A 24937-nucleotide genomic window follows, 5' to 3' on the forward strand; every position below is an offset into this window, starting at 1 on the left:
CAGTTCAAAAATATGACTCACGAAATGGCAAACAACGTTGTCTTTAAAGAAATTAAAAAACAAAGAAGAATGAATGCAATCCCAAATAACCAGTCTTGGTACAAATACTTAATCCAAGCCCAAGTATGCTCAAGTAAATTTAATCAGGCCAGTATGGTGGCAACCACAAAATCGTATGACTCAATAAAACATAAGTTATTGAATATAATGACACTTATGAGTTGATCTTTGGGGTGTTTAAGTATCTTTTTTGGGTGATTTTCAGTTGTTTAAGTTGCCACACCAATGTCTCTTTATGAACAGTTAAAACAAACTGCTCGCTTTCTTTGAAATTCATCAGGAAATTGTTCTACGTCTTTTCGCAATAATTCACCATTGATTTTATTGGTTCTTTTGGGGTATGTATGGTTTACGTTCAATGCTTTTTCCATTGTCGAATGCTACTTTATGCCATATTCGTCTGTCAATTTACGGTGCTGTAACTTGAATTTATGGTTAATTCATTTCAAAATAGGACAAGTGTAGGATACAACCTATTTCATATTTTCCTTATAAAACATGAATTTGGTGCAACAAGTTGCATTCTGCATCGTGTTCCATTCTCTATTCGGTTCACTATACAGTCGTTTAAAATAAGAATTAAGGTAGGGATACAGCAACCCTGGTGTATTCCTGAATACATAAAGAGAGTGGGTAAAGCCTTAATTATTCTTAATTTTAACAACTAAAACAGGAGTAATGATTTGTTTCATAAGAAAAATCATTTGAAATGGCAAACTCAAAAATTACTTATTATGTATGTGTTTTGTCTCATGTTAACCGTTTTATCGGCATCATTGATGCTGGGGACATTGATTGCTTGTATTAGACCAGAACCTTTGGGTGATATCTGGTTTGCTACTTTTTGTTGGACAGCATGTGTTCTGTTTTTGTTGATGACGACATTAAGCGTCATGCGTTTACATCAATTATTTAAACAAGGTGGCAAAGTTGTTGCGCAAATGTTGGGGGGGCGGCGTTTAATGTGGAAAGAAAGCACATTTATGGAACGCCGTTTGATGAATTTGGTGGCAGAAACCGCATTAGCAGCAGGCATTGTTGCTCCAACGGTCTATGTACTGGATAAAGATAACAGCATCAATGCTTTTGTTGCTGGTTTAAAAACCAATGATGCAGTAATTGGTATCACAAATGGGGCATTGCTTTGTTTGAACCGTGATGAATTACATGCATTGGTGGCACATGAATTCAGTCATATTGTGCATGGTGATATGCATTTGAACATGAAACTCAGTGCTTATTTATGTGGTTTGCACAGCTTGGCTTCTGCGGGGCGTTATTTTTTATTTGGATATGACGAAAAAGCAGACGAATATCGTCGCAACAAGAATGTGGATAATCATTTATTTGATAATGCAGTATCGGTTATATTGCCTCTTTTGCCTTTTCAAATCATCGGTATGGTACTTTTATTAGTGGGTTCGGTAGGCAGTATAGGGGCAACTTGGATTCAGGCAGCTGTTTCGCGTAAGCGCGAATTATTGGCGGATATGGCGGCAGTGCAATACACGCGACAAAGTCAACCACTTATCAATGTTTTATGTAAAATAGCACAAGAAAACAGCCATTTACTGCATGCACATTATGCGACAGAATTTGCTCATATGTTATTTGGCGACCTTTCAGGCAGCCTGAATACCCGTTTAATTGCAACTCATCCACCATTGATTGAACGGATTGCCAATTTAGATGCTCAAGAAGCCAAACGATTGGCTGATGACATTGCAGAATGGGAGAGTGTTTTGGTTTATCAACAAGGAAAATATCGGTATCACGCTGTTTTTCAGGCAGCGTTTACCGATGTAATTGTGCAAAACAGCAGAGATGAACAAAGTTATCGTCAGCATCAAACCCAAATTGAAAACAAAATCAAGCAATACCGTTCCCCAGCAGCCCTTATTGCACCCTTACCCAAAACATGGGAAAACACACAATATGACCATGAAGCTGCCAACATTGGATTAAGCATATTGTTGCAAATTGAAGCCGATTTTCAGGCAGCATCTGGTTCAGATAAAGCCATACGTTTGCGCCAAAGTCCGCCCAAACAAGCCCTTTATGCTTTGGAAGCCTTATTGCCTGCTTTCGTGATGCAGCCACAAAGTGATTGGCAAAATCTCTGTCAAACATGGTTCATGCAAATCAAAGACCATCATGCGGCTTTATTGTGGCGTGTTATGGCAGCTTATCTTGATTTAACGCTGCCTGAAAGCCAGCCAATAGACAAAGAAAGTGCGTGGCAGATTTTAAGCCAGCCTGAAATGGTTAGCTTGCAACAACTTGATGCTGCACTTGCTAATGCACAAAATTGGGACGAACGCAGCAAAACAGAATGTCTGCGTATCCAATCAGCAAAACTTTCAGGCAACCACATGGTTTTGTGGCGTTACTTGTGCCTGCGTTTACAGCGTCCACATTGGGCGGTAGGTGGCGTGGCATAAAGTCCATTGCTGCGCGAGACTGTGTCTGAATGTGTTCAACCCGATAGGCAGCCTGAAATCTTTGCTAAACTCGGTTCACGGGACAAATTTCATATTTGTTCTATTGGGGACTGTATGGTCGTTTCAGATAAAAATCGTTAAGTATAGTTGCAGAAGTGAAAAAGCAGTACGTTGTCGCCTTGTACTGCATTTTTCACTTCTGCAACTATACCGTTTTTATCTGCAAATGAGAAAAAGGGCGGATAGGAAATCCGCCCTTATGCGCCTTTGAAAATGGGGTTGGCAAAAATTTCAGTCTATTATCGGGGTGAGTGCATCACAATGGTGCTTATTTGGGTTTACGGTAACTGTCGTGGCACGATTGGCAACTGTTTGCTGCCTCGCCGAATGCCACTTTAATGTCGTCTAATTTACCACCTTGTGCTGCGGTGTTCAATTTATCTACAGCTGCCAAGAATTTGTCTTGTTCTGATTTAAATTCAACAGGTTTTAACCAAATTGCAGGCATAGCATCGCCATTGCCGTTGGGGTCGTTTTGGAATGAATCAAACGGTGCGCGTGCTTCTTGGGTAAAACGCTCGGCGGCAGCTTTGAATTTTTCGGGTTCAAAAGCAGTGTCGCCATTTGCCATTTTACGCATTTCGGAAAAAGTGGGCATGAAGGATTTGAATGCTGCGCTGCGGTCTTCGGAGATGCTTCCTTTGCCATGTGCAAAAGTCATGCCGTTAGATGCTGCAATGGGTGCGGTATTGTCGGTGTTATTGGGAGATTGTTGCCCACATGCAGCCAAACTTGCGCTGAAAATGAGGGCAATAAAAGGGTATTTCATGGTGTGTTTCCTGTTGATGATGTTATGATGATAAAAGGCTGCCTGAAAGGCAGCAAAATGGCGGTATCTTACCTGATTTTATGTAAAGAAAGGCTAATTATGGCAATTTTGATTACGGGTGCATCGGCTGGTTTTGGTGCGGCAATGTGTAGAACCTTTGTTCAGGCAGGCTATTGTGTGATTGGTGCGGCAAGACGAAGTGATAAACTGGCAAATTTGCAGCAGGAATTGGGCGTGCGTTTTCAATTTGTTACGATGGATGTGGGCGACCAACATTCGGTTCAGCAAGCTTTGGACAACATCAAAAGCTTGCCTGAAAGTTTTTGTGAAATCGATTGTTTGATTAACAATGCGGGCTTGGCGTTGGGTCTGGAGAAGGCGCAAGAAGCCGATTTTGCTGATTGGGCAACTATGTTGCAAACCAATGTATTGGGTTTAGTGTATTTAACGCATCAGTTGCTGCCTGAAATGGTGGCGCGTGGTCGTGGCTATGTCATCAATTTAGGTTCAATCGCAGGCACTTACCCTTATCCAGGTGGCAATGTTTATGGTGCAAGCAAAGCCTTTGTGAGACAGTTTAGTTTGAATTTGCGTGCTGATTTGCATGGAACAGGTGTGCGCGTGAGCAATATTGAACCTGGTTTGTGTGGCGGTTCGGAATTTTCCCATGTGCGTTTTCGTGGCGATGAGAAACGTGCCGCTGCTTTGTATGAAAACGCACAGCCTTTATTGCCCGAAGACATCGCACAAACTGCTTTGTGGTTATATCAAACGCCACCGCATATGAATGTAAACAGCATAGAAATCATGCCTGTATCCCAAAGTTTTGCAGCTTTAAATGTGCATAGACAGGGATAAATTCAGGCTGCCTTAAACTTTCAGGCAGCCTAAAATCTTTGCAAAACTTGGTTTGTAGGGGCAGATTTCATATCTGCCTAGTGGCTATTGACCAGTGAAGCGGAGTCGTTTCGCGCTTGTTTTTGTGCTTAATTTGCCCCATTCTGCGTTGAAAATATGCGCCAATGGCGTGCATTCGCTTGTATTTCGGCTTCGCAAGTTTGCTACGCTAACCTGCCTTGAATTAACCCCATTTGTCTGTAAGACCAACTTCGTGTCCGAATTGTCAAATGCAACCCGCTTTGTATGGTTCTGGCAATGAAAAAGCAATACAAGGCGACAATGTCTGCCGCGTACACATGGTACATAAGGGCGTTGGCAACGCCGTAGTGCCTTTTCAATTCTGCGACTGTATGGCTGTTTCAAATTAGAAAGCAGCAATAAACAATGCCAAAATTGCCACCATGCCCACGCTCCAAAGCAGCGAACGCCATTTGGCTTTGTTTTGTGCATAAGCCCAAATAAAACCTATGCGCGACAGGATAAATACCGCTGCCCAAAAATTAAGGGTAAATTGGCTGGCTTCTCCCGTGAAATGTGCGATGATGACAGCTGCTGCATAAGGCGCAAAAATCTCGTAACCATTTTGTTGTGCGGCATTCAAACGGGCGGCTTTGCCTGTGGTTTGGGCAAGAAAATCGCGTGGATTGGCATTGTGTTGATGAAAGTTGAAACCGCCTGATTTTTTGGCGTAAGCGGCGCAAAACCAGTTTAAACACATCACAATCACAATGCTGAAATAGGCAAAAGTCATTCGGTTTTCCTTGATGATGGACAGTACGCGACAATGTGCTGATTTCTATTCTCTTTCCTTGATTAAAGGCGGATATGCAGATTTTCTTCGATAGCTGAAAGATTTTTGTCGTGTATTGTATTTAATGATGAAAAATGGCTTGACGGTTTGGGATTTTCAGGCAGCCTTTGGTGTGTGTAAAGGCTGCCTGAAAACCGTTTTGCCCCAGTTATGCTGTTGTTTAAACCTGCTCAAAAGTTGCCGCTACACCCATGCCACCGCCGATGCACAAAGTTGCCGCGCCTTTTTGGGCATTACGGCGTTGCATTTCGTGCAAGAGTGTAACCACAATGCGGCAGCCTGATGCACCAATCGGGTGTCCAATTGCAATCGCACCGCCGTTTACATTGGTTTTTTCGCTGTCCAAACCCAACTCACGACATACGCCCAAAGCCTGTGCGGCAAAAGCTTCGTTGGCTTCCATCAAGTCCAAATCATCTACTGACCAAGCACTTTGTGCCAACACTTTTTGCATGGCGGGAACAGGTCCTAGCCCCATGATTTCGGGTGCAATACCCGCAACAGCGGTGGCTTTGACCGCAGCAAGTGGTTTTAAACCCAAAGATTGTGCTTTTGCCAAAGTCATCAGCATCACAGCGGCCGCACCGTCATTTAGACCCGAAGCGTTGGCTGCGGTAACTGTGCCATCGGCTTTAAAAGCAGGTCGCAATTTGGCGATGTCATCGGCGTTGGCATCGGTTTTGATGTATTCATCTTGGGCAAAAATTACAGGGTCGCCTTTGCGTTGCGGTATGGCAACAGGCACGATTTCATTGGCAAAACGTCCACTTTGTTGCGCAGCGGTGGCGCGTTGTTGCGATTGCAGCGCGTAAGCATCTTGGTCGGCGCGGCTGATGCCCAATTTTTCGGCGATGTTTTCGGCAGTGATGCCCATGTGGTAGCCGTGATACACATCGGTCAAACCATCGGCGACCATGCTGTCGGTCAGCGTGGCATCGCCCATTTTTTTGCCTTGACGCACATTCATAAAATGTGGTGCTTGCGACATGGATTCCTGACCGCCTGCGATGACAATTTCATTGTCGCCGCTCAAAATGCTTTGTACGGCTTGGCGTATGGCATACAAGCCTGAACCGCAGACCACATTTACGGTTGCAGCAGGTACACTTTGTGGTATGCCTGCGCTAATGGCGGCTTGACGGGCGGGATTTTGTCCCACGCCAGTAGTCAAAACATTGCCCATAATTACTTCGCTAATTTGCTCGGGTGCGACACCTGTTTCATCAAGCAAAGCACGAATTACGATGCTGCCCAGTTGTGGTGCAGACAGAGAAGCCAAGCTACCCAAAAAACTGCCAACGGGTGTGCGTTTGGCGGCAACAATGACAACGGTGGAAGACATGGTAACCTCCTTTAATAAAACGGTTGGAAAAAAGATTGTGGGCTTTTCAGGTAGCCTAAAAGATTTTTTATCGTTTTACTGTGAGGCTGCCTGAAAGCAGAGACTACATTGCCGATTTCATGCCACTTGCCCAAATTTCTTGTTCTTGCTCGGTCAGAAAACGGCGGAATGTATCGGCGGTGGCAGACAAGCTGCGATTTTGGCGATGATAAATGAAAAAGCGGCGTTCAATTTGAGGCTCGGTCAGAAGTCGCATGACCAAGCCGTGATTTTGCACCCAGTCGGCGGCATAAGGCAGGCAAAATGTGATGCCTGTGCCATTTTTGACCAAGCCCAATGCGGTGGACAAAAAATTGACCGAATAATTGTGTTCCTGAAAAATCTGCGCCAAGTTTTCAGGCAGCGAAGCCAACAGTTTTTCGGTAAATGAACCATTGAGTGTAATCAATTTTTCGTTTTGTAAATCCGCCCAACTGACGGTTTGGTGATTGGCCAAAGGGTGTTGCGGTGGCAAAACCGCGTAAAATGGTAAGGTAAACAATAAGGCTGCCTGAATGTCTTCGGGTGTGGTACGTTCAGGTCCAATACCAAAATCGGCATCGCCGCTGTGAACCTGTGCAATCACTTGCTCTACGGAACAATCCACCAACTGCACGCCAATATCGGGAAATTGTTGCCGAAATGCGGCAATCAATTTGGGCATGGCAGAAGCGGCAAGTTGTTGTGAAATCGCGGTTTTTACTTGTCCACTGTTACCATTGCGTAAACGTCGTGCTTCGTCAGATAAAATGGCGGTTTCATTCAAAACACGTTTGGCATAGGGCAACAGAGCCAAACCTGCATTGGAAAGATGCAGTTGGCGTGTGGTGCGGTCAAACAGACGGATATCCAGTCGCGTTTCCAATTCTTTGATGAGACCACTTAATGCCGATTGGGTTAAGTGCAATTTTTGCGCCGCTGCGCTGAAACTGCCTTGTTCGGCGACAGCGGTAAAAGCATGAAGTTGACGCAGACTGATATTCATCATTTTTCTCAATGAATGTTTAATAAAAAACTGTTTGTGTGATAATTATTCCTTATTTTATGATGTACTGCAAGCATCGGTGGCAGCACTGCCAAAGCAACCGATTTTGACAACCGTAAATGAAGGAGTTTGAAAATGGCTGATTTATTTGATAATCCAATGGGTTTGTGTGGTTTTGAGTTTGTGGAATTTGCCTCGCCCACGCCTAATGTTTTGGAACCGATTTTTGAAAAAATGGGCTTCACTTTGGTGGCAAAGCACCGTTCTAAAGATGTGTTGTTGTACCGTCAAGGTGGCATCAATTTTATTGTGAACCGTGAACCCAAAAGTCATGCAGCGTATTTTGCGGCTGAACACGGCGCGTCAGCTTGTGGTATGGCATTTCGTGTGCGCGATGCCCACAAGGCTTATGAACGTGCTTTGGAATTGGGTGCACAACCGATTGATATTCCCACTTCGGTTATGGAGTTGCGTTTACCTGCAATTAAAGGTATTGGTGGCGCACCTTTGTATTTGATTGACCGTTTTGAAGACGGCAAATCCATTTACGATATTGATTTTGAATTTTTGCCCGATGTAGACCCCAATCCAGTAGGCTACGGTTTGAAAATTGTGGACCACTTAACCCATAATGTGTATCGCGGTCGCATGGATTATTGGGCAGGTTTTTATGAAAAATTGTTTAATTTCCAAGAAATCCGTTATTTTGATATCAAAGGTGAATACACAGGTTTGACCAGTCGTGCCATGACCGCACCAGATGGTTTAATCCGCATTCCGCTTAACGAAGAGTCCAAACAAGGCGGCGGGCAAATTGAAGAATACTTGATGCAATTTGGCGGCGAGGGCATTCAACACATCGCCCTTTTGAGCGACAATTTATTGGAAACCATTGACCAACTGCGTGCTGCAGGCATTCCTTTGATGACTGCACCAAAAGACACTTATTACGAAATGTTGGAAGAGCGTTTGCCGGGACACGGTGAACCCGTTGCTGAATTGCAAAAACGCGGTATTTTGTTGGACGGCACCACAGAAGGCGGACAACCCCGTTTGTTATTGCAAATTTTCTCTGAAACCATGCTAGGACCTGTGTTCTTTGAATTCATTCAACGCAAAGGCGACTACAAAGACGGCTTTGGTGAAGGCAATTTCAAAGCCTTGTTTGAATCTTTGGAACGCGACCAAATCCGCCGTGGTGCATTGAATGTAGAAGCATAATTGTGTTTTCAGGCAGTCTTAGATATGTACACGCATCACAAGGGTAAAGGCTGCCTGAAAGCCCTTAAATCTCACTCTATTAAGGAGAACATCATGTCCTTAACTCAAGGCGTGCATCATGTGGCATATCGCTGCAAAGATGCCAAAGAAACTGTGGAATGGTATCAAAAACATTTGGATATGCGTTTTGTACTGGCGATTGCCGAAAACAAAGTGCCATCAACGGGCGAAGATGACCCCTATATGCACATTTTCTTGGACGCAGGCGGTGGCAATATTTTGGCGTTTTTTGAATTGCCCACGCGCCCCGAAATGGGACGCGACCCCAATACCCCAATTTGGACACAGCATTTGGCTTTGAAAGTCAAAGACATGGACACTTTGCTTGCCACCAAAGAGAAATTGCAGAAAGACGGTATTGATGTATTGGGTCCTACTAATCACACTTTATTCCATTCCATCTATTTCTTTGACCCCAATGGTCATCGCATTGAATTGGCCTGCGAAGTTGCGACCGAAAAAATGTATCGCGCCCTTGACCGTGTCAAATGGGATATGCTCAATGAATGGGCGCAAACCAAACGCGCACCACAGCACGCACGTTGGATACACGATGGCACAGAGCCGCCAGAAGTATAAAAAATCGTTTTCAGGCAGCCTGTAAGCCGCCAACATCAATCACTCATCACTAAACAACGGGATTTTTTATGAAACTTGCCACTTTAAAACAAGGCGGACGCGATGGGCGTTTGGCGGTAGTTAGCCGCGATTTAAGCCGTTACACGCTGCCTGAAATTGAAACTTTACAAGCTGCTTTGGACGATTGGGACAATGTTTCAGGCAGCCTGAAAAAAATCTACGATGAACTCAATGCCAACCCCAATCAAGGCGAATCATTTGACCCTGAACAATGCCATTCGCCCTTGCCACGCGCTTATCAATGGGCAGACGGTTCGGCGTATTTAAACCACGTTGAATTGGTACGCAAAGCACGCAATTCCGAAGTGCCAGCGTCTTTTTACGAAGACCCCTTGATGTATCAAGGCGGTTCAGACAGTTTTATCGCACCGCGTGATGACATCTTGGCAAAGCCTGAATGGGGTATTGATTTTGAAGCCGAAGTAGTGGTGGTAAGTGGCGATTTAAAACAAGGTGCAACATCCGAAGAAGCAGCCCAAGCCGTGCGTTTGCTCATGTTGGTCAATGATGTTTCATTGCGTAACCTGATTCCTGCTGAATTGGCAAAAGGTTTTGGCTTTTTTCAGAGTAAGCCTGCCAGTGCATTCAGCCCTGTTGCCGTTACGCCTGATGAATTGGGTGATGCGTGGCGTGATGCCAAAGTGCATTTGCCTTTGCGTGTGAAATTGAACAATGAATTGTTTGGTTATCCCAATGCAGGGCAGGACATGACCTTCAATTTTGGGCAACTTTTGGCACACATTACCAAAACACGCGATGCAGAAGCAGGTACGATTGTCGGTTCGGGAACGGTGTCCAATAAACAAGGTGATTTACACGGTTCATCGGTTGCCAACGGTGGCGTGGGTTACTGCTGTTTGGCAGAAATCCGCATGTATGAAACCATTGAAACAGGCGCACCACAAACCCCCTATATGCAACATGGCGATGTGGTGGAAATTGAAATGTTGGACAAAGATGGCAACAACATTTTTGGCACAATCCGTAATCGTGTGAACACGCAATATTGAACTGGACATTCATTATTATAAAAAAAGCAACTGATTAAACTCATGATTACGGTTGGCACATTTTCAGGCAGCCTTGATGCGCGTGTCAGGCTGCCTGAAAATTTAAAACAAGAGTTAAGGTTTTGACAAAACGAAATAGAAGCAAAGGAAACGCATGATGAAAGAATCATTAATTCAGCTTAAACCCGTGCAAGCTGTACCGATTGCGGGTTTAATTGTTGCCATACTGGGCATCACCATGATTGGTTTAGGTTGGGTGCCACACATTTCCATCATCATTGTGATGTGTGGTTTGTTGGCGTATGGCAAATTTTGCGGTCTTACTTTTGATGCCATGCAGGAGAAAATGGCCGAAGGCGTGGTATCGGGCATTGGTGCGATTTATCTGTTCTTTTTCATTGGTCTGCTCGTTTCCGCGCTGATGATGTCAGGTGCCATTCCCACGCTGATGTATTACGGTTTCAACCTGATTTCGCCACAAATGTTTTATTTATCGGCGTTTATTTTGTGTTCCATCATCGGCATTGCGTTGGGTAGCGGTTTTACCACTTGTGCCACCGCTGGCGTGGCGTTTTTGGGTATGGCAGAAGCCTTTGATGCCAATCCTGCGATTGTGGCAGGTGCCGCTGTTTCAGGAGCTTTATTTGGCGACAAAATGTCGCCCTTGTCGGATACCACAGGCATTGCCGCGTCCATAGTTGGCATTGATTTGTTTGACCATATTCGCAATATGCTCTACACCACTGTACCCGCGTGGTTGCTGACCGCCGCATGCTTCTGGTTTTTAACGGGTAATGTTGCCAACGCCGATTTGAACGATGTAACCACCATGCAAAAACAACTGACCGACAGCGGTTTGGTACACGGCATCGCACTGTTGCCCTTTGTGGTGCTGATTGTGTTGGCGGTGCTGAAAGTGAACGCGATTTACACGATTATTGCGACTGTAATTGTATCACTCATCATCACTTACACCCACAGCAGTCCGACTTTGGCACAACTGGGTGGCTGGTTTTTCAGTGGTTACAAACCTGCCGAAGGCGTGGATTTGGGTGCGGTGGGTAAACTGGTTTCACGTGGCGGCATGGAAAGCATGTTTTTCACACAAACCATAGTATTTTTGGCATTGAGTTTGGGTGGTTTACTTAATGGATTGGGCATTTTGCCTGCTCTGTTGCAAGGCATTGCCCACCTACTGACCAATATCGGACGAGCAACCGCCACAGCAGCAGCCACCGCTTTCGGCATCAATGTATTGGTTGGCGAACAATATTTAAGTTTGCTTTTAACAGGCAACACCTTTAGACCTTTGTACGACAAACTGAATTTACATCCACGCAATTTATCACGCACTATTGAAGATGCTGGCACGGTCATCAATCCGCTTGTGCCTTGGGGCGTGTATGGCGTGTTCTTGGCAGGGATTTTGGGTGTGCCTGTAATCAGCTATGTGCCGTATGCCTTCTTCTGTTGGTTCAGCTTATTCTTAACGCTGATTTATGGCTTCACGGGGTTCACCATTAGTAAAAAAGATGCAGAAGCCTGATTGCGTGGCTGCCTGAACAGTAAAGCGACTGATTAAAAGACGGGCTTTTCAGGCAGCCAGAAAACCCAATATGCCAGAAAGCACACATGAAACTCTATTCCTATTTTCGCAGCTCTGCTGCCTACCGCGTTCGCATCGCGTTGGCATTGAAAAATCTGCCATTTGAGACTGAATACGTTTCTTTGCTGAAAAACGGTGGCGAACACAAACAAGTGGCGTATGCTGCACGCAATCCACAAAAACTTGTTCCCACTTTGGAAGATCAAGGCGCATTCTTGACTCAATCGCTCGCCATTGTGGAATATTTAGACGAAATCTATCCCGAAAATCCGCTTTTGCCTGCTGATGCACTTGGTCGTGCTCGCGTTCGTGCGCTGGCACAACTGATTGCCTGCGATACGCATCCACTCAATAATTTGCGTGTATTGCAATATTTGCAAAACCAGCTTGGTGCAGATGAAACCGCCAAAAATGCATGGTATGCCCATTGGATACATGAAAATTTTGTGGCTTTGGAAACATTACTGCAAAACCCACAAACAGGGCGTTTTTGTCATGGCAATGTGCCTACTTTGGCAGATTGTTGTTTGGTGCCTCAAGTTTACAACGCACGCCGTTTCAATATTGATTTGGGTGCATATCCCACAATCGTACGGATTGCCGATGAGTGCGACACATTGCCCGCATTCATTGCGGCCGCTCCCGAAAATCAAGCCGATGCTGCCTGAAACTTTTTATCATCACACTTTCAAATAAGGAAATGACCATGCAAACCAAAATCCTGCTTACTGCTGTTTTTGCTGCTTTGAGTTTGGCAGCTTGTTCCGATAAATCTGCCAATCAAACAGGTGGCGCATCTCAATCGGCTACTTCTGCTGCGGGCGAAAAAATCGTGCTGAAAATCGCCCACCCTTGGCCTGCAACCGCGATGGTACAAAAGCAAATTTTGGAACCTTGGTGCGAGAAACTGGGTGTGGATTCCAATCAAGCGCTTTCTTGTCAATTCTATCCTGCCATGCAGTTGGGCGGTACGCCGCAACAACTGATTGACCAAGTGCAAGATGGCGTGGCAGACATTGTGTGGACTTTGCCAGGTTACACTCCAGGGCGTTTCCCCAGCATGGAAGTGATGGAAATTCCATTTTTGACACAAGGTGCGTCCAACAGTAGCCGTGTGGCGTGGAAAATGTACCAAGAATTTGGTCAGAAAGATTTTGAAGCTGTAAAGCCCTTGTCGTTTAATGTGCATGACCGCGGACACATTCACAACAATGTTCGCCCCATTACGCAACTTTCCGATATTCGTGGTTTAAAACTGCGTGCGCCCACGCGTTTAACCAACAAAATGGTGGAAGCATTGGGTGGTATTCCCGTGAGTGTACCCATGCCAGGATTGGCAGATGCGGTGTCCAAAGGCGTGGTGGACGGCTACATTTTGCCTTGGGAAATTGTGCCAACCTTGAAACTGCACGAAATGACAAAATACCATTCAGAAATCAATTCGCCTGAATTGTACAGCGCTTTATTTGTGGTGGCGATGAACAAGCAGCGTTATGAGAGCCTGCCTGAAAATCTGCGTCAAGTGATAGACAAACACTCGGGCGAAGAATTTGCCGCCAGCATTGGTAAAGCATGGGACGAGTCGGTTCAGGCTGCGCGTGAACAAGCGGTTAAACGTGGTAATGCCATCAATGAAATCACAGGCGAACAGTTGGCTGAAATTCAAAAAGTAGCTGGCAAAGTGGAAAGCGATTGGATTGCCGAAATGAAAACCAAAGGTTATGACGGCGAAGCGATGGTCAAGCGTGCGCGTGAATTGGTGGCGCAAGGTAAATAAAATTTTGGTTTAAGACAAAATGAAATGACAGGCTGCCTGAAATGTTCAGGCAGCCTGCACTAATCCAAAGGAACTCAACCATGTCCGATTTAAACTCTACTCAAACCGAAACCCTGCCACCCGATAAAGTAGGGCGGTTTCTTTATGCTTGGTCCAAATGGTCGGCTTATGGTGGTGTGGTATTGCTGGTGGTAATTTGCATTTTGTGTACCGTAAGCGTATTGGGACGCTGGCTGTTTAATACACCCATCAAAGGCGATGTGGAAATCGTGCAAATTGCTTGTGCCATGGCGGTTGCGGCGTTTTTACCTTATGCACAAATGAAAAATGCTCATGTGATTGTGGACTTTTTTACACTCAAAGCCCCTAAAATTGTGCGCCGTGTACTGGACATTTTGGCGAACGTATTGCTCTCTGGCGTGGGTTTTTTTCTTGCTTGGCGCAGTTTACTGGGTATGTTGAGTACCAAAAATTCAAACAGCACCACCATGATTTTGGCATTGCCTGAATGGTGGGCACATTTGACCATTGCACCAGGCTTGTTTTTATTGGGATTGACCGCGTTTTATACCGCGTGGCAACACATTCGTTCATATGGATGTTAAGGGGGAAGCATGGAACCTGTAACTGTCGGTTTGTTTATCGGTTTATTGACCATTGTTTTACTGATGTTGCGTGTCCACATTGGTGTTGCCATGTTGTTTGCAGGTGGTGTGGGCTATGTTTGGCTCTCGGGTTGGTTGCCTTTGGTATCGTATTTGAAAACCTTTGTTTATGCCCGTTTTTCGGTTTACGACCTTTCGGTTGTGCCGCTGTTTCTGTTAATGGGCAATTTGGCTTCACGAGGTGGTTTATCGCGTCGATTGTTTCAGGCAGCCAATGCCTTTTTGGGGCATTATCGTGGTGGTGCGGCAATCAGCGCAGTAGGTGCGTGTGCAGGATTTGGGGCGATTTGCGGTTCATCGTTGGCAACGGCGGCGACAATGGGACAAGTTGCACTGCCTGAACTCAAACGTGCAGGTTATTCTGATGCACTTTCCACAGGTGCATTGGCAGCAGGTGGTACTTTGGGTATTTTGATACCACCGTCTGTGGTGTTGGTCATTTACGCGGTGTTGGCGGAGCAAAACGTCTCGTCCATGTTTATGGCAGCGTTGTTGCCTGGCTTGATTGCCATGTTGGGCTATATGTTGGCTGTGGCGATTTATGTGCGCCTTGTGCCCAACAGCGGACCTGCGATGCCACGCATGGCATGGCGCGAACGCATTCAAATGCTCAAAAGCGTTTGGCCTGTGGTAGCTGTGTTTGTTACTGTCATTGGCGGCATTTATGGTGGCATTTTCACGCCCACAGAAGCCGCAGCAATCGGTGTAGTGGCGGTAGGCTTATTGGCGTGGCTGACCAAAGAATTGACGCTGGATGGCATGATTCAGGCAGTCTTGGACACCGCAGCTTCTACGGCCATGATTTTTCTGATTTTGCTGGGTGCAGATGTTTTGAATGCCTTTTTTGCTTTGTCGCAAATGCCCGCTGGTGTGGCGGAGTGGGTACTCAATAGCGGTATGCAGCCTTTAATCGTGTTGTTCGCCATCATTTTGATTTACCTGATTTTGGGTTGTGTGATGGACAGCTTGTCCATGATTTTGCTCACCATTCCCGTGTTTCTCCCTGTGATTATGGGCATGGACTTTTGGGGATTAAACCCAACCGACAAAGCCATTTGGTTCGGCGTGTTGGCGTTGATGGTGGTGGAAGTGGGCTTGATTACACCGCCAGTTGGCATGAACATTTTTGTGATAAACAGCTTGGCAAAAAATGTGCCAATGAAAGAAACCTATAAAGGTGTGTTACCGTTTTTGTGTTTTGATTTATTGCGGATTATGTTGCTGGTGTTTGTGCCGTCTTTAACTTTAGGCTTGGTGCATTGGCTCACATAATGTTTCAGGCAGCCTTTGAATCAAACATAAGCAGTCTGAAAACTGCATCATTATCCACACTTATTGAAAAAACATCAGGAGATGAACCATGTTGCGCGTTTTAACCGAATTAAGTGTTAAATTGGTACAAAAATATCTGCCTTCGCCCTTTGTATTCTGCATTTTGCTCACACTTATGGCTTATGCAGCAGCAATGTTGGTGGCAGGTCAAACACCTTTACAAGCCGCAGGTTTTTGGAGTAATGGCTTATGGTCATTGCTCGGTTTTTCCATGCAAATGGCATTGATTTTGATGACGGGACACGTTTTGGCAAAAGCCCCATTTGTCAGCCGTGTATTGGACGGATTGGCAAGTCAAATCAAAACACCACGCATGGCGATTGCAGCAGTTACCATTGTGGCATTATTGGGCTGCTGGCTGAACTGGGGTTTTGGACTGATTGTGGGAGCGGTATTTGCCAAAGCTCTGGCGCGGCAAGTAAAGGGAGTGGATTATCCGCTGTTGGTGGCATCGGCTTATTCGGGTTTCTTGATTTGGCATGGTGGCTTGTCTGGCTCAATTCCATTGGCATTGGCAACCGAAGGGGCGGATTTGGTCAAAATTTCGGGACAAACCATTCAGGCAGCCATACCTGTTTCACAAACCCTGTTTGCACCATTTAACTTGGTCATTGTATTCGGTTTATTGATTGGTTTGCCGCTTTTGAATATGGCAATGCTGCCGAAAACCCCTTTGATTGCTGACCCTGCCAAACTCAAAGAAGACACACCTGCGCTGCCTGAACGCAACACATTTGCACAAAAATTGGACGACAGCCGTTTATTGGCGTTGGCATTGGTGATAATGGGCGCAATTTATTTGTACGGTCATTTTAGTGGCAAAGGATTCAATTTGGCGTTGAATGTGGTGATAGCTTTATTTCTGTTTTTGGGTATTTTGGCACACAGTACGCCCGAGCGTTACAGTCGTGCTATGGAAGACAGTGCGCGCGGCATCAGCGGCATTGTGTTGCTGTTCCCCTTTTACGGTGGCATCATGGGTTTGATGATGGGCGCAAACGAAGGCGGTACATCATTGGCAGCCATGATTACCCAAGCATTTATTGCTATTTCCAACAGTGAAACTTTTCCCATTCTGGCGTTTTGGAGTGCAGGTTTAGTCAATATTTTTGTACCATCTGGTGGTGGACAATGGGCAGTGCAAGGTCCCATTATGCTGCCTGCTGGCGTGGCGTTAGGGGTTGAGCCTGTTCACACGGCAATGGCGATTGCATGGGGTGATGCTTGGACGAACATGATTCAGCCATTTTGGGCATTGCCTTTATTGGGTATTGTGGGTTTGGACGCACGCGCAGTAATGGGTTATTGCTTGATGGCATTGCTGTATTCAGGAATTTTGATTTCTGTTGCATTTGCGGTTTTCATTTAAAGCAGCAAGCTGACTGAAATTCGCTATTTTTTCAGGCAGCCTATCTCATATTTTCCATCTCATTTTAATGATTTATTCCAGTTGAAGGAGTCATATTATGAACAAACTTTACCCCAATGCGGCGGTTGCGTTGCAAGACATTGTGGCAGACGGTCAAACCATTGCCGTAGGCGGTTTTGGCTTATGTGGCATTCCCGAAGCCCTGATTGCCGCTTTGCGCGACAGTGGTGTGAAAAATTTAACTTGCATCAGTAACAACGCTGGCGTAGATGATTTTGGTTTAGGGCTGTTGTTGGCAACGCGTCAAGTAAAAAAAATGATTGCTTCTTATGTAGGCGAAAACAAGGAGTTTGAACGTCAATTTTTGTCGGGCGAGCTGGAAGTGGAACTCACGCCGCAAGGCACATTAGCCGAAAAACTGCGTTCAGGCGGAGCAGGTATTCCCGCTTTTTTTACCAAAACAGGTGTGGGCACACAAGTTGCACAAGGTAAAGAAATCCGCGAATTTGATGGACAAGAATATGTGTTGGAACGTTCGCTGACCGCTGATGTGGCTTTGGTTAAAGCATGGAAAGCTGATACATCAGGCAATTTGGTTTTCCGTAAAACTGCACGCAACTTCAATCCCGATGTGGCAACAGCAGGACGCATCACGGTTGTGGAAGCTGAAGAAATCGTGGAAACAGGCAGTTTGGACCCAGACCAAATCCATCTGAGTGGGATTTATGTACACCGCATCATCTGCAATCCCAACCCCGAAAAACGCATTGAACAACGCACAATCAGAGAGGCATAATATGGCTTGGACACGCGAACAAATGGCGCAACGCGCCGCCCAAGAATTGCAAGACGGTTTTTATGTGAATTTGGGCATTGGCTTACCAACTTTGGTTGCCAACTACATTCCGCAGGGTGTAAACGTGATGTTGCAATCGGAAAATGGTTTATTGGGCATTGGCGCATTCCCAACCGAAGCCGAAATTGACCCAGATTTGATTAATGCAGGCAAACAAACTGTTACCACAGCAACGGGTGCAAGTTTCTTTTCCAGTTCACAATCGTTTGCCATGATACGTGGCGGCAAAGTCAATTTGGCGATTTTGGGTGCGATGGAAGTGTCCGAACATGGCGATTTGGCGAACTGGATGATTCCTGGAAAAATGGTCAAAGGCATGGGTGGTGCAATGGACTTGGTAGCTGGTGTGCAACGCGTGATTGTATTGATGGAACACACTGCTAAAGGTGGTGCTTTCAAAATCAAACCCCAATGTGATTTGCCACTTACAGGTAAAAAAGTGGTACACCGCATCATCAGCGATTTGGGTGTTTTGGACATCACACCAAACGGTTTAAAATTGGTAGAATTGGCAGAGGGCGTGGATTTTGAACAAATTCAGGCAGCAACAGGCGCATCCATTGAGCCGTAGTACTTTTCAGGCAGCCTATTGATGAACCACAACATCATGTGTTTGCAGACTGCCTGAAATTTGTTACCATCATATTTTCATTCTTGCAAAGGAAACTGCCGTGAGCCGAATGGTAAACTGCATCAAGCTGGGTAAAGAAGCACCCGCCATGAAATTCCCACCCTTGCCCAACGAATTGGGGAAACGCATTTTTGATAATGTTTCCCAAGAGGCATGGGAAGCATGGACGCGCCATCAAACCATGTTGATTAACGAAAATCGTTTAAGCCTTGCCGACCCGCGTGCGCGTCAATACTTGGCACAACAAATGGAAAACTATTTTTTTGGTGATGGTGCCGATGCGGTACAAGGCTATGTGCCGCAAGATTAAAGCTGCCTGAAAACCAATTCAAACGTTCTTAACAATATTTTGCAGCAAAAGCTACCAAATTCTGTGAAAAACGTTTAAAATCCCTTTCAACTTCCATTAGGGATTGTACTCTAAAACATTCTCTTTCCTGCCGCAAGGCATCATTTTTTAAGGACTACCAAAAATGTCAATTGAACAAAAAGTAAAAAGCATCGTTGCTGAACAACTGGGCGTTGCCGAAGACCAAGTAAAAAACGAATCTTCATTCCAAGATGATTTAGGTGCAGACTCTTTGGATACCGTAGAATTAGTTATGGCTTTGGAAGAAGCTTTCGGCTGCGAAATTCCTGATGAAGATGCCGAAAAAATCACGACTGTACAAGCAGCCATTGATTATGTGAACGCCAAACAAGCGTAATACCCAAACAGCAAACAGCCTCTGATTACGGCACGCGACCGAAAATTGGGGGCTGTTTCATCATCATGATGATGCAGTGGATTCAATTTAAATCAGGACAAGGCGACCGTAGCCACCGAGTACATAAGGATACTGGTAACGCTGTACTGGTTTAAATTGAATTCAATATAAATTATCGTTTCAGGCAGTCTGAGCGTTAGACACAATCTCAATGTGCTGCGGTCAATTAACAAAACGGAAAATCCTATGAAGCAAAGAAGAGTTGTCATCACGGGTTTGGGACAAATTTCCCCTGTGGGCAATGACGTAGAAAGTGCGTGGCAAAACCTATTGGCAGGTAAAAGCGGTATTGGCAAAATTACCCGTTTTGATGCCTCTGATTTGACCTGTCAAGTCGCAGGCGAAGTGAAAGATTTTGATATTGGGCAATATTTGCCACCCAAAGAAGCCCGCCGTATGGACGCTTTCATTCATTATGGCATCGCAGGGGCATTGCAAGCGATTGCCGATGCCAAACTAGACGATTTTACCGAATTGGATAAAGACCGTGTTGGTGTGAACATTGGTTCAGGCATTGGTGGCTTACCTTTGATTGATGAAACCGCTAAAGCTGTTTTTGAAGGTGGGGTGCGTAAAATCAACCCATTTTTCATTCCAGGTAGTTTGATTAACCTGATTTCGGGACACATTACCATCTTAAAGGGTTATCGTGGACACAATTATGGCATTGTTTCCGCTTGTGCTTCGGGTTCACACGCGATTGGTGAATCAGCTCGTTTGATTCAATATGGCGATGTAGATGTGATGATTGCAGGCGGTGCGGAAGGTGCGATTTGTACTTTGGGTATTGGTGGTTTTGCTGCCATGAAAGCCTTATCTACGCGTAACGATGACCCTGAAACCGCTTCTCGTCCTTGGGATAAAGGACGTGATGGATTTGTGATGGGTGAAGGTTCGGGTATTTTGGTATTGGAAGAATTGGAACATGCCAAAAGACGTGGTGCAACGATTTACGCTGAGCTGGTGGGTTTTGGTTCAAGTTCAGATGCCTATCACATTACTGCCCCCAATGCCGAAGGTCCTGCCTTGGCATTATCGCGTGCCATTAAAGATGCAGGCATTGATGTAAGCGAAATTGCTTATGTGAATGCACATGGTACGTCCACTCCATTGGGTGATGCCAATGAAACCAATGCCATTAAAGCGGTATTTGGCGAGCATGCACAAAAATTGTTAATCAGCTCAACCAAATCCATGACAGGACATTTATTGGGAGCAGCAGGCGGTGTAGAAGCTGTGTACAGTATTTTGGCATTGCGCGACCAAATTGTGCCGCCTACCATTAATTTGCATGACCAAGATTACGAAGCAGGTTGTGATTTAGATTATTGTGCCAATGAAGCACGCAAAGCTGAAATTCGGGTTGTGGCTTCCAACTCCTTTGGTTTTGGTGGTACAAACGGAACATTGATATTCAAGCGTTTTGAAGATTAACAATACATGGTTTATTAAAGACAATAGGCTGCCTGAAACAACATTTGTGGGTTTCAGGCAGCCTTGTATATTCTATATTGTATTGCCATTTGATAGTCGTTTCACATGCAAATAGCACAGTGTTACCAACACCCTTATGTATTTAGGTGTACGCAACTTTCATTGTCGTCTTATCTGTGTTAATTTAAATGGGATAAGGCAATAATGCCTGCCATGCGTTCGCATCATTTCAGGCAGCCAAATTCACAAAAGGCTGCCTGAAAACCCATTTTACCAAATATCTGACTTGATTTTTCGTTTTAAAACAGGGTGTTCATTCAATTTGAATTCGGGTTCAACTTTACCCATTTTCAATTTAACCGAGTAATCTTTAAGCATCAGCAACACCAGTTTGTACAATAAAGCAATCGCAATCAGGTTAATTAAAGCCATAATTGCCATGCTCAAATCGCCCATGTCCCACACGATTGCCACTTTTGCCACTGAGCCAAAATACACAAAGCCCAGCACCATCATACGGAAAACCGTTAAGACCACATGATTGCTGTGTAAATACTGGATATTGGTTTCGGCATAAGCGTAGTTGCCGATGATGGATGAGAAAGCAAACATGAACAAAACCACTGCCAAGAATTGTTGTGCCCATGCGCCGATGTGTGTTTCCAGAGCGGCTTGGGTAACTTGAATGCCACTTAAATCAGGATTTGCAGGCAAATCAGCAAGTAAAACGATGAATGCAGTTGCTGAACACACAATCAAAGTATCCACAAAAACGCCTAGCATCTGTATCAGACCTTGCGACACAGGGTGTTTCACATCAGCTGCAGCCGCAGCATTGGGTGCAGAACCTTGACCTGCCTCATTGGAATATAAACCGCGTTTGATGCCCAACATCATGGCTTGTGAGACCAAACCACCCAATAAACCACCACCTGCTGCCTGAAAATTAAATGCTTCATTGAAAATCAAGGCAAACATTTCAGGCAGTTGATTGATATTGGTAAGCAAAACAAACAAGGCAACCAGCAAATACAATAAAGCCATAATAGGCACAATCGCTTCCGATGCACGTGCCACGCGTTTGATGCCACCAAAAATAATCGGTGCAGTCATGATGACCAAAATTGCTGCTAAACCATGTTTATATGGTAACCATGTCTCTTCCGAAATGCCATGAGCTTGTGTCATGCCTACCGCTGATTGTACCGCTTGCACAATCGTATTGGCTTGAATGGCGTTGTAAACCAAGCCAAAACAGAAAATCAGGCTAATAGAAAACAGTACCGAAAGCCAACGTTGGTTTAAACCATGTGCAATATAATAAGCAGGGCCACCGCGAAACAAGCCCGTTTTTTTATCGCGTATTTTGAACAATTGTGCCAAAGACGATTCGGCAAAGGCAGAACTCATGCCAATTAAGGCTGTGAGCCACATCCAAAATACCGCACCAGGTCCGCCAGCAGTAATCGCAATCGCCACGCCAGCAATATTGCCCGTACCCACTCGGCTTGCCAAACCTGTTACAAAAGCCTGAAAAGCCGTGATACCGTGAGGTTCATTGGGATTTTGACGACTACCGCGAATTTCCTTAATACTGCGTCCCAAGAAACGCAGTTGCACAAAACCTGTGCTGAATGTGAAAAAAAGTCCCACACCAATCAAAATCCAAATCAGCCAATCCCATAGTGGTCCGCTGATTGCATTGATGAATTGATGCAGTTGTTCAAGCCAATGTGTTGGGTTTTCAGTCATTTTTTCAATCCTTTCAAAATTACGATTTAGGTTGCCTGAAACTGTTTGTGTCGATTTGACACTAAACCAATGCAAAAGTGCGTTATTCTAATTCATCTTGCGACATTGTGCAGAATTAAGCACCATTCATCATCATTGTTTCAGGCAGCCTAATCAATTTTCCATTATCATATGCCGCCTAAATCTACTAAGAGAGAACGTTTGATGAACTTGTTGTACCGATTGTTGTGGTTGATTGCGACCCCGCTTATTCGTGTCTATTTACACAAACGCGCCCAAAAAAATCCCGAATATTTAAAACATTGGCCTGAACGTTTTGGGCAGCCCTATCCCAATCCTATGCAAAAAGCCATTTGGATACACGCTGTTTCGGTTGGAGAAACCCGTGCAGCAGAACCTTTAATTGCTGCTTTGCGTGTCCATTTTCCCAATGCCCCTTTGCTTATCACGCAAATGACCCCAACAGGTCGTGCCATAGCTGAACAACTCTATCCCCAAGCACAATGTCGTTACTTGCCTTATGACCGTGCTGACTGGGTACAACAATTCTTGCGTGAGCATCAACCTTTATTGGGTATATTGATGGAAACCGAAATTTGGCCCAATTTAATGCAAGGCTGCCTGAAAAACGAAGTTCCCCTCTTTTTGGCAAACGCCCGTTTATCTGAAAAATCACTTAATGGCTACCAAAAAATTTTACCGCTCATTCAACCTGCCATGAACAGTTTATCAGCCTGTTTTGCTCAAAATGAAGAAGATGCACGGCGTTTGCAACAAATCGGCACAATTAATCCACAAATTTGCGGCAACACCAAATTTGATATTGCACCACCACCGCAATCTGCAGCACAAGCAGAAACATTCAAACAACGCATTGGTCATCGTCGCGTATTTTTGGCAGCCAGCACACGCGTACACCGTGATACAGATGAAGCCGAACTGATTTTGCAGGCATGGCAGCGACACAAACTGCCTGATGCTTTATTGGTCATTGTGCCACGCCACCCCGAACATTTTCAGGCAGCCTTTGATACCGCACAGCGTTTCGGTTTCAAAGTACAAAAACGCAGTGATGAACAACCTGTGCTGCCTGAAACCCAAGTTTGGATAGGCGACAGCATGGGTGAAATGTTTGCTTATTATCAGGCAGCCGATGCTGTATTTGTGGGTGGCAGCTTGGTGGATACGGGTTGCCAAAACATCATTGAGCCTCTGTCTTGTGGTAAAGCTGTGGCATTTGGTTTTTCCACCTACAATTTTCAGGCAGCCTGTACAGGTGCATTGGCATCGGGTGCTGCTGTACAAGTACAAACTGCATCGGAATTGGTACACATCGTTTCACAGTGGTTTACCTTGCCCGAAAGTACAAAAATACAACAAAATAAGGCAATTGAATTTGTACAAAAGCATCGTGGTTCAGGACAAAAAATGGCAGATTTGATTGCTAATAAAATGAAAGAAAAGAAAAAATCATAATAATTGCTATTCAAGAATAGCCCGAAGGCTACCTGAACAACATGTTTTCAGGCAGCCTTATTTTGTGCTCTAGAATCTAAATAATAATAAATATCATTATATCATTGAAAATCTTAAACTTTTTTAAATACGATACTGTAAGAAAAATTTAAATACTGATAAAATACCGCGTTGCATTAAATTTACATTGCTTTTACTTGAAAGCAATAAACATTGGGGTATTACCATGTTGGCAAACTATTTTCCCGTTTTGATTTTTTTGATTATTGGCTTGGTGGCAGGCATAGCGTTTATTGTGTTGGGCAATTTGCTCGGGCCCAAACGCCACTACCACGAAAAAGACACCCCCTTTGAATGCGGCTTTGAAGCCTTTGAAAACGCGCGCATGAAATTTGATGTGCGCTATTATTTGGTGGCGATTTTGTTCATTTTGTTTGATTTGGAAGTCGCTTTTATGATTCCGTGGGCGGTGGTATTTAAAGATTTGATGGCGGAAACGGGCGCGTATGCGTTTTGGTCTATGTTGGTGTTCATTGTCGTTTTGACGGTGGGCTTTGTTTATGAATGGAAAAAAGGTGCGCTGGAATGGGAATAGAAGGCGTTTTAAATAAAGGTTTCGTTACCGCCAGCGCGGACACCGTTTTGAATTATGTGCGTACAGGCTCTTTGTGGCCTGTTACCTTTGGTTTGGCGTGCTGCGCGGTGGAAATGATGCATGCGGGCATGGCACGTTATGACCTTGACCGATTTGGGATTATTTTCCGCCCATCGCCACGACAATCCGATTTGATGATTGTCGCAGGCACTTTGTGCAACAAAATGGCACCCGCCCTGCGCCGCGTTTACGACCAAATGGCAGAACCGCGTTGGGTGTTGTCTATGGGTTCGTGCGCCAATGGGGGTGGCTATTATCACTATTCCTATTCGGTGGTGCG

25 protein-coding genes are annotated in these 24937 nt (G+C 45.0%); 20 read left to right on the forward strand and 5 right to left on the reverse strand.

Annotation, left to right across the window (positions count from 1 at the left end):
- Together Q4B82_RS05125 and Q4B82_RS05130 are read left to right on the forward strand one after the other, a co-directional pair.
- The coding region (locus tag Q4B82_RS05125) for a hypothetical protein (protein WP_303065356.1) at nt 1-225 on the forward strand (225 nt) is incomplete at its 5' end.
- 587 nt (nt 226-812) lie between these two features.
- Complete coding sequence (locus Q4B82_RS05130; protein ID WP_303065357.1) at nt 813-2501, forward strand: M48 family metalloprotease; 1689 nt, start codon at nt 813-815, stop codon at nt 2499-2501.
- Nucleotides 2502-2829: 328 nt separating this feature from the next.
- Here the strand turns inward: Q4B82_RS05130 and Q4B82_RS05135 are convergent, their stop codons facing one another.
- Nucleotides 2830-3330 (reverse strand): cytochrome c, encoded by a 501-nt coding sequence (locus Q4B82_RS05135; protein WP_303065358.1) that lies wholly within the window; start codon nt 3328-3330, stop codon nt 2830-2832.
- 99 nt (nt 3331-3429) lie between these two features.
- On the opposite strand from Q4B82_RS05135, the gene Q4B82_RS05140 reads away from it, so the two are divergent.
- Nucleotides 3430-4188, forward strand: a complete 759-nt coding sequence (locus Q4B82_RS05140) for an SDR family oxidoreductase (RefSeq protein ID WP_303065384.1) — start codon at nt 3430-3432, stop codon at nt 4186-4188.
- Between the two features lie 406 nt (nt 4189-4594).
- Here the strand turns inward: Q4B82_RS05140 and Q4B82_RS05145 are convergent, their stop codons facing one another.
- The 3 genes from Q4B82_RS05145 to Q4B82_RS05155 form a co-directional block, all read right to left on the reverse strand.
- Entirely contained in the window at nt 4595-4981 is a 387-nt protein-coding gene (locus Q4B82_RS05145; RefSeq protein ID WP_303065359.1) for an MAPEG family protein, read from the reverse strand.
- Nucleotides 4982-5201: 220 nt separating this feature from the next.
- Nucleotides 5202-6383 (reverse strand): acetyl-CoA C-acetyltransferase, encoded by a 1182-nt coding sequence (locus tag Q4B82_RS05150; RefSeq protein ID WP_303065360.1) that lies wholly within the window; start codon nt 6381-6383, stop codon nt 5202-5204.
- A 103-nt stretch (nt 6384-6486) separates the two neighbouring features.
- Nucleotides 6487-7407 (reverse strand): LysR family transcriptional regulator, encoded by a 921-nt coding sequence (locus Q4B82_RS05155; RefSeq protein WP_303065361.1) that lies wholly within the window; start codon nt 7405-7407, stop codon nt 6487-6489.
- A 135-nt stretch (nt 7408-7542) separates the two neighbouring features.
- Between Q4B82_RS05155 and hppD the strand changes: the two genes are divergently transcribed.
- From hppD to fabF, 14 genes are all read left to right on the forward strand, one after another.
- Nucleotides 7543-8628: a 4-hydroxyphenylpyruvate dioxygenase gene (gene hppD, locus Q4B82_RS05160; protein ID WP_303065362.1), complete on the forward strand. Its 1086-nt coding sequence runs from the start codon at nt 7543-7545 to the stop codon at nt 8626-8628.
- A gap of 93 nt (nt 8629-8721) precedes the next feature.
- Entirely contained in the window at nt 8722-9267 is a 546-nt protein-coding gene (locus tag Q4B82_RS05165; RefSeq protein WP_303065363.1) for a VOC family protein, read from the forward strand.
- A 68-nt stretch (nt 9268-9335) separates the two neighbouring features.
- Nucleotides 9336-10337, forward strand: a complete 1002-nt coding sequence (locus tag Q4B82_RS05170; RefSeq protein ID WP_303065364.1) for a fumarylacetoacetate hydrolase family protein — start codon at nt 9336-9338, stop codon at nt 10335-10337.
- 157 nt (nt 10338-10494) lie between these two features.
- Entirely contained in the window at nt 10495-11883 is a 1389-nt protein-coding gene (gene nhaC / locus Q4B82_RS05175) for a Na+/H+ antiporter NhaC (RefSeq protein ID WP_303065365.1), read from the forward strand.
- Between the two features lie 86 nt (nt 11884-11969).
- Nucleotides 11970-12611 (forward strand): maleylacetoacetate isomerase, encoded by a 642-nt coding sequence (gene maiA / locus Q4B82_RS05180; RefSeq protein ID WP_303065367.1) that lies wholly within the window; start codon nt 11970-11972, stop codon nt 12609-12611.
- A gap of 38 nt (nt 12612-12649) precedes the next feature.
- Nucleotides 12650-13720 (forward strand): TRAP transporter substrate-binding protein, encoded by a 1071-nt coding sequence (locus Q4B82_RS05185; protein WP_303065368.1) that lies wholly within the window; start codon nt 12650-12652, stop codon nt 13718-13720.
- Between the two features lie 80 nt (nt 13721-13800).
- Nucleotides 13801-14325: a TRAP transporter small permease gene (locus tag Q4B82_RS05190; protein WP_303065369.1), complete on the forward strand. Its 525-nt coding sequence runs from the start codon at nt 13801-13803 to the stop codon at nt 14323-14325.
- A 9-nt stretch (nt 14326-14334) separates the two neighbouring features.
- Entirely contained in the window at nt 14335-15657 is a 1323-nt protein-coding gene (locus Q4B82_RS05195) for a TRAP transporter large permease (protein WP_303065370.1), read from the forward strand.
- Nucleotides 15658-15745: 88 nt separating this feature from the next.
- Nucleotides 15746-17086, forward strand: a complete 1341-nt coding sequence (locus tag Q4B82_RS05200) for a short-chain fatty acid transporter (RefSeq protein ID WP_303065371.1) — start codon at nt 15746-15748, stop codon at nt 17084-17086.
- A gap of 94 nt (nt 17087-17180) precedes the next feature.
- Complete coding sequence (locus tag Q4B82_RS05205) at nt 17181-17882, forward strand: CoA transferase subunit A (RefSeq protein WP_368501331.1); 702 nt, start codon at nt 17181-17183, stop codon at nt 17880-17882.
- Between the two features lies 1 nt (nt 17883).
- Nucleotides 17884-18513, forward strand: a complete 630-nt coding sequence (locus Q4B82_RS05210) for a 3-oxoacid CoA-transferase subunit B (protein WP_303065373.1) — start codon at nt 17884-17886, stop codon at nt 18511-18513.
- 100 nt (nt 18514-18613) lie between these two features.
- Nucleotides 18614-18883 (forward strand): oxidative damage protection protein, encoded by a 270-nt coding sequence (locus Q4B82_RS05215; RefSeq protein ID WP_303065374.1) that lies wholly within the window; start codon nt 18614-18616, stop codon nt 18881-18883.
- 163 nt (nt 18884-19046) lie between these two features.
- Nucleotides 19047-19280, forward strand: coding sequence for an acyl carrier protein (gene acpP, locus Q4B82_RS05220; RefSeq protein ID WP_303065375.1), 234 nt, complete (start codon nt 19047-19049; stop codon nt 19278-19280).
- Between the two features lie 246 nt (nt 19281-19526).
- Complete coding sequence (gene fabF / locus Q4B82_RS05225) at nt 19527-20774, forward strand: beta-ketoacyl-ACP synthase II (RefSeq protein ID WP_303065376.1); 1248 nt, start codon at nt 19527-19529, stop codon at nt 20772-20774.
- Nucleotides 20775-21044: 270 nt separating this feature from the next.
- Here the strand turns inward: fabF and Q4B82_RS05230 are convergent, their stop codons facing one another.
- Nucleotides 21045-22526 (reverse strand): sodium:alanine symporter family protein, encoded by a 1482-nt coding sequence (locus Q4B82_RS05230; RefSeq protein WP_303065377.1) that lies wholly within the window; start codon nt 22524-22526, stop codon nt 21045-21047.
- A gap of 201 nt (nt 22527-22727) precedes the next feature.
- Here Q4B82_RS05230 and waaA point away from each other — a divergent pair, with 201 nt between their 5' ends.
- The 3 genes from waaA to nuoB form a co-directional block, all read left to right on the forward strand.
- On the forward strand, nt 22728-24002 hold the full coding sequence (gene waaA, locus Q4B82_RS05235) for a lipid IV(A) 3-deoxy-D-manno-octulosonic acid transferase (protein WP_303065378.1): 1275 nt from the start codon (nt 22728-22730) through the stop codon (nt 24000-24002).
- Between the two features lie 226 nt (nt 24003-24228).
- A complete protein-coding gene (locus Q4B82_RS05240) occupies nt 24229-24597 on the forward strand; it encodes an NADH-quinone oxidoreductase subunit A (protein ID WP_097113839.1) in 369 nt (122 codons plus the stop codon).
- Nucleotides 24588-24937 (forward strand): NADH-quinone oxidoreductase subunit NuoB (gene nuoB, locus Q4B82_RS05245; protein ID WP_303065379.1); only part of this gene is annotated, 350 nt, incomplete at its 3' end. The genes Q4B82_RS05240 and nuoB, both read left to right, overlap by 10 nt.

Source organism: Alysiella sp., assembly GCF_030525755.1.
Classification (GTDB): domain Bacteria; phylum Pseudomonadota; class Gammaproteobacteria; order Burkholderiales; family Neisseriaceae; genus Simonsiella.

What these genes read in the sequence shown, in the direction of transcription:
- Q4B82_RS05130 (WP_303065357.1), top strand. Translation starts at nt 813, where the DNA reads ATGTTAACCGTTTTATCGGCATCATTGATGCTGGGGACATTGATTGCT.
- Q4B82_RS05135 (WP_303065358.1), bottom strand. Translation starts at nt 3,330, where the DNA reads ATGAAATACCCTTTTATTGCCCTCATTTTCAGCGCAAGTTTGGCTGCA.
- Q4B82_RS05140 (WP_303065384.1), top strand. Translation starts at nt 3,430, where the DNA reads ATGGCAATTTTGATTACGGGTGCATCGGCTGGTTTTGGTGCGGCAATG.
- Q4B82_RS05145 (WP_303065359.1), bottom strand. Translation starts at nt 4,981, where the DNA reads ATGACTTTTGCCTATTTCAGCATTGTGATTGTGATGTGTTTAAACTGG.
- Q4B82_RS05150 (WP_303065360.1), bottom strand. Translation starts at nt 6,383, where the DNA reads ATGTCTTCCACCGTTGTCATTGTTGCCGCCAAACGCACACCCGTTGGC.
- Q4B82_RS05155 (WP_303065361.1), bottom strand. Translation starts at nt 7,407, where the DNA reads ATGAATATCAGTCTGCGTCAACTTCATGCTTTTACCGCTGTCGCCGAA.
- hppD (WP_303065362.1), top strand. Translation starts at nt 7,543, where the DNA reads ATGGCTGATTTATTTGATAATCCAATGGGTTTGTGTGGTTTTGAGTTT.
- Q4B82_RS05165 (WP_303065363.1), top strand. Translation starts at nt 8,722, where the DNA reads ATGTCCTTAACTCAAGGCGTGCATCATGTGGCATATCGCTGCAAAGAT.
- Q4B82_RS05170 (WP_303065364.1), top strand. Translation starts at nt 9,336, where the DNA reads ATGAAACTTGCCACTTTAAAACAAGGCGGACGCGATGGGCGTTTGGCG.
- nhaC (WP_303065365.1), top strand. Translation starts at nt 10,495, where the DNA reads ATGAAAGAATCATTAATTCAGCTTAAACCCGTGCAAGCTGTACCGATT.
- maiA (WP_303065367.1), top strand. Translation starts at nt 11,970, where the DNA reads ATGAAACTCTATTCCTATTTTCGCAGCTCTGCTGCCTACCGCGTTCGC.
- Q4B82_RS05185 (WP_303065368.1), top strand. Translation starts at nt 12,650, where the DNA reads ATGCAAACCAAAATCCTGCTTACTGCTGTTTTTGCTGCTTTGAGTTTG.
- Q4B82_RS05190 (WP_303065369.1), top strand. Translation starts at nt 13,801, where the DNA reads ATGTCCGATTTAAACTCTACTCAAACCGAAACCCTGCCACCCGATAAA.
- Q4B82_RS05195 (WP_303065370.1), top strand. Translation starts at nt 14,335, where the DNA reads ATGGAACCTGTAACTGTCGGTTTGTTTATCGGTTTATTGACCATTGTT.
- Q4B82_RS05200 (WP_303065371.1), top strand. Translation starts at nt 15,746, where the DNA reads ATGTTGCGCGTTTTAACCGAATTAAGTGTTAAATTGGTACAAAAATAT.
- Q4B82_RS05210 (WP_303065373.1), top strand. Translation starts at nt 17,884, where the DNA reads ATGGCTTGGACACGCGAACAAATGGCGCAACGCGCCGCCCAAGAATTG.
- acpP (WP_303065375.1), top strand. Translation starts at nt 19,047, where the DNA reads ATGTCAATTGAACAAAAAGTAAAAAGCATCGTTGCTGAACAACTGGGC.
- fabF (WP_303065376.1), top strand. Translation starts at nt 19,527, where the DNA reads ATGAAGCAAAGAAGAGTTGTCATCACGGGTTTGGGACAAATTTCCCCT.
- Q4B82_RS05230 (WP_303065377.1), bottom strand. Translation starts at nt 22,526, where the DNA reads ATGACTGAAAACCCAACACATTGGCTTGAACAACTGCATCAATTCATC.
- Q4B82_RS05240 (WP_097113839.1), top strand. Translation starts at nt 24,229, where the DNA reads ATGTTGGCAAACTATTTTCCCGTTTTGATTTTTTTGATTATTGGCTTG.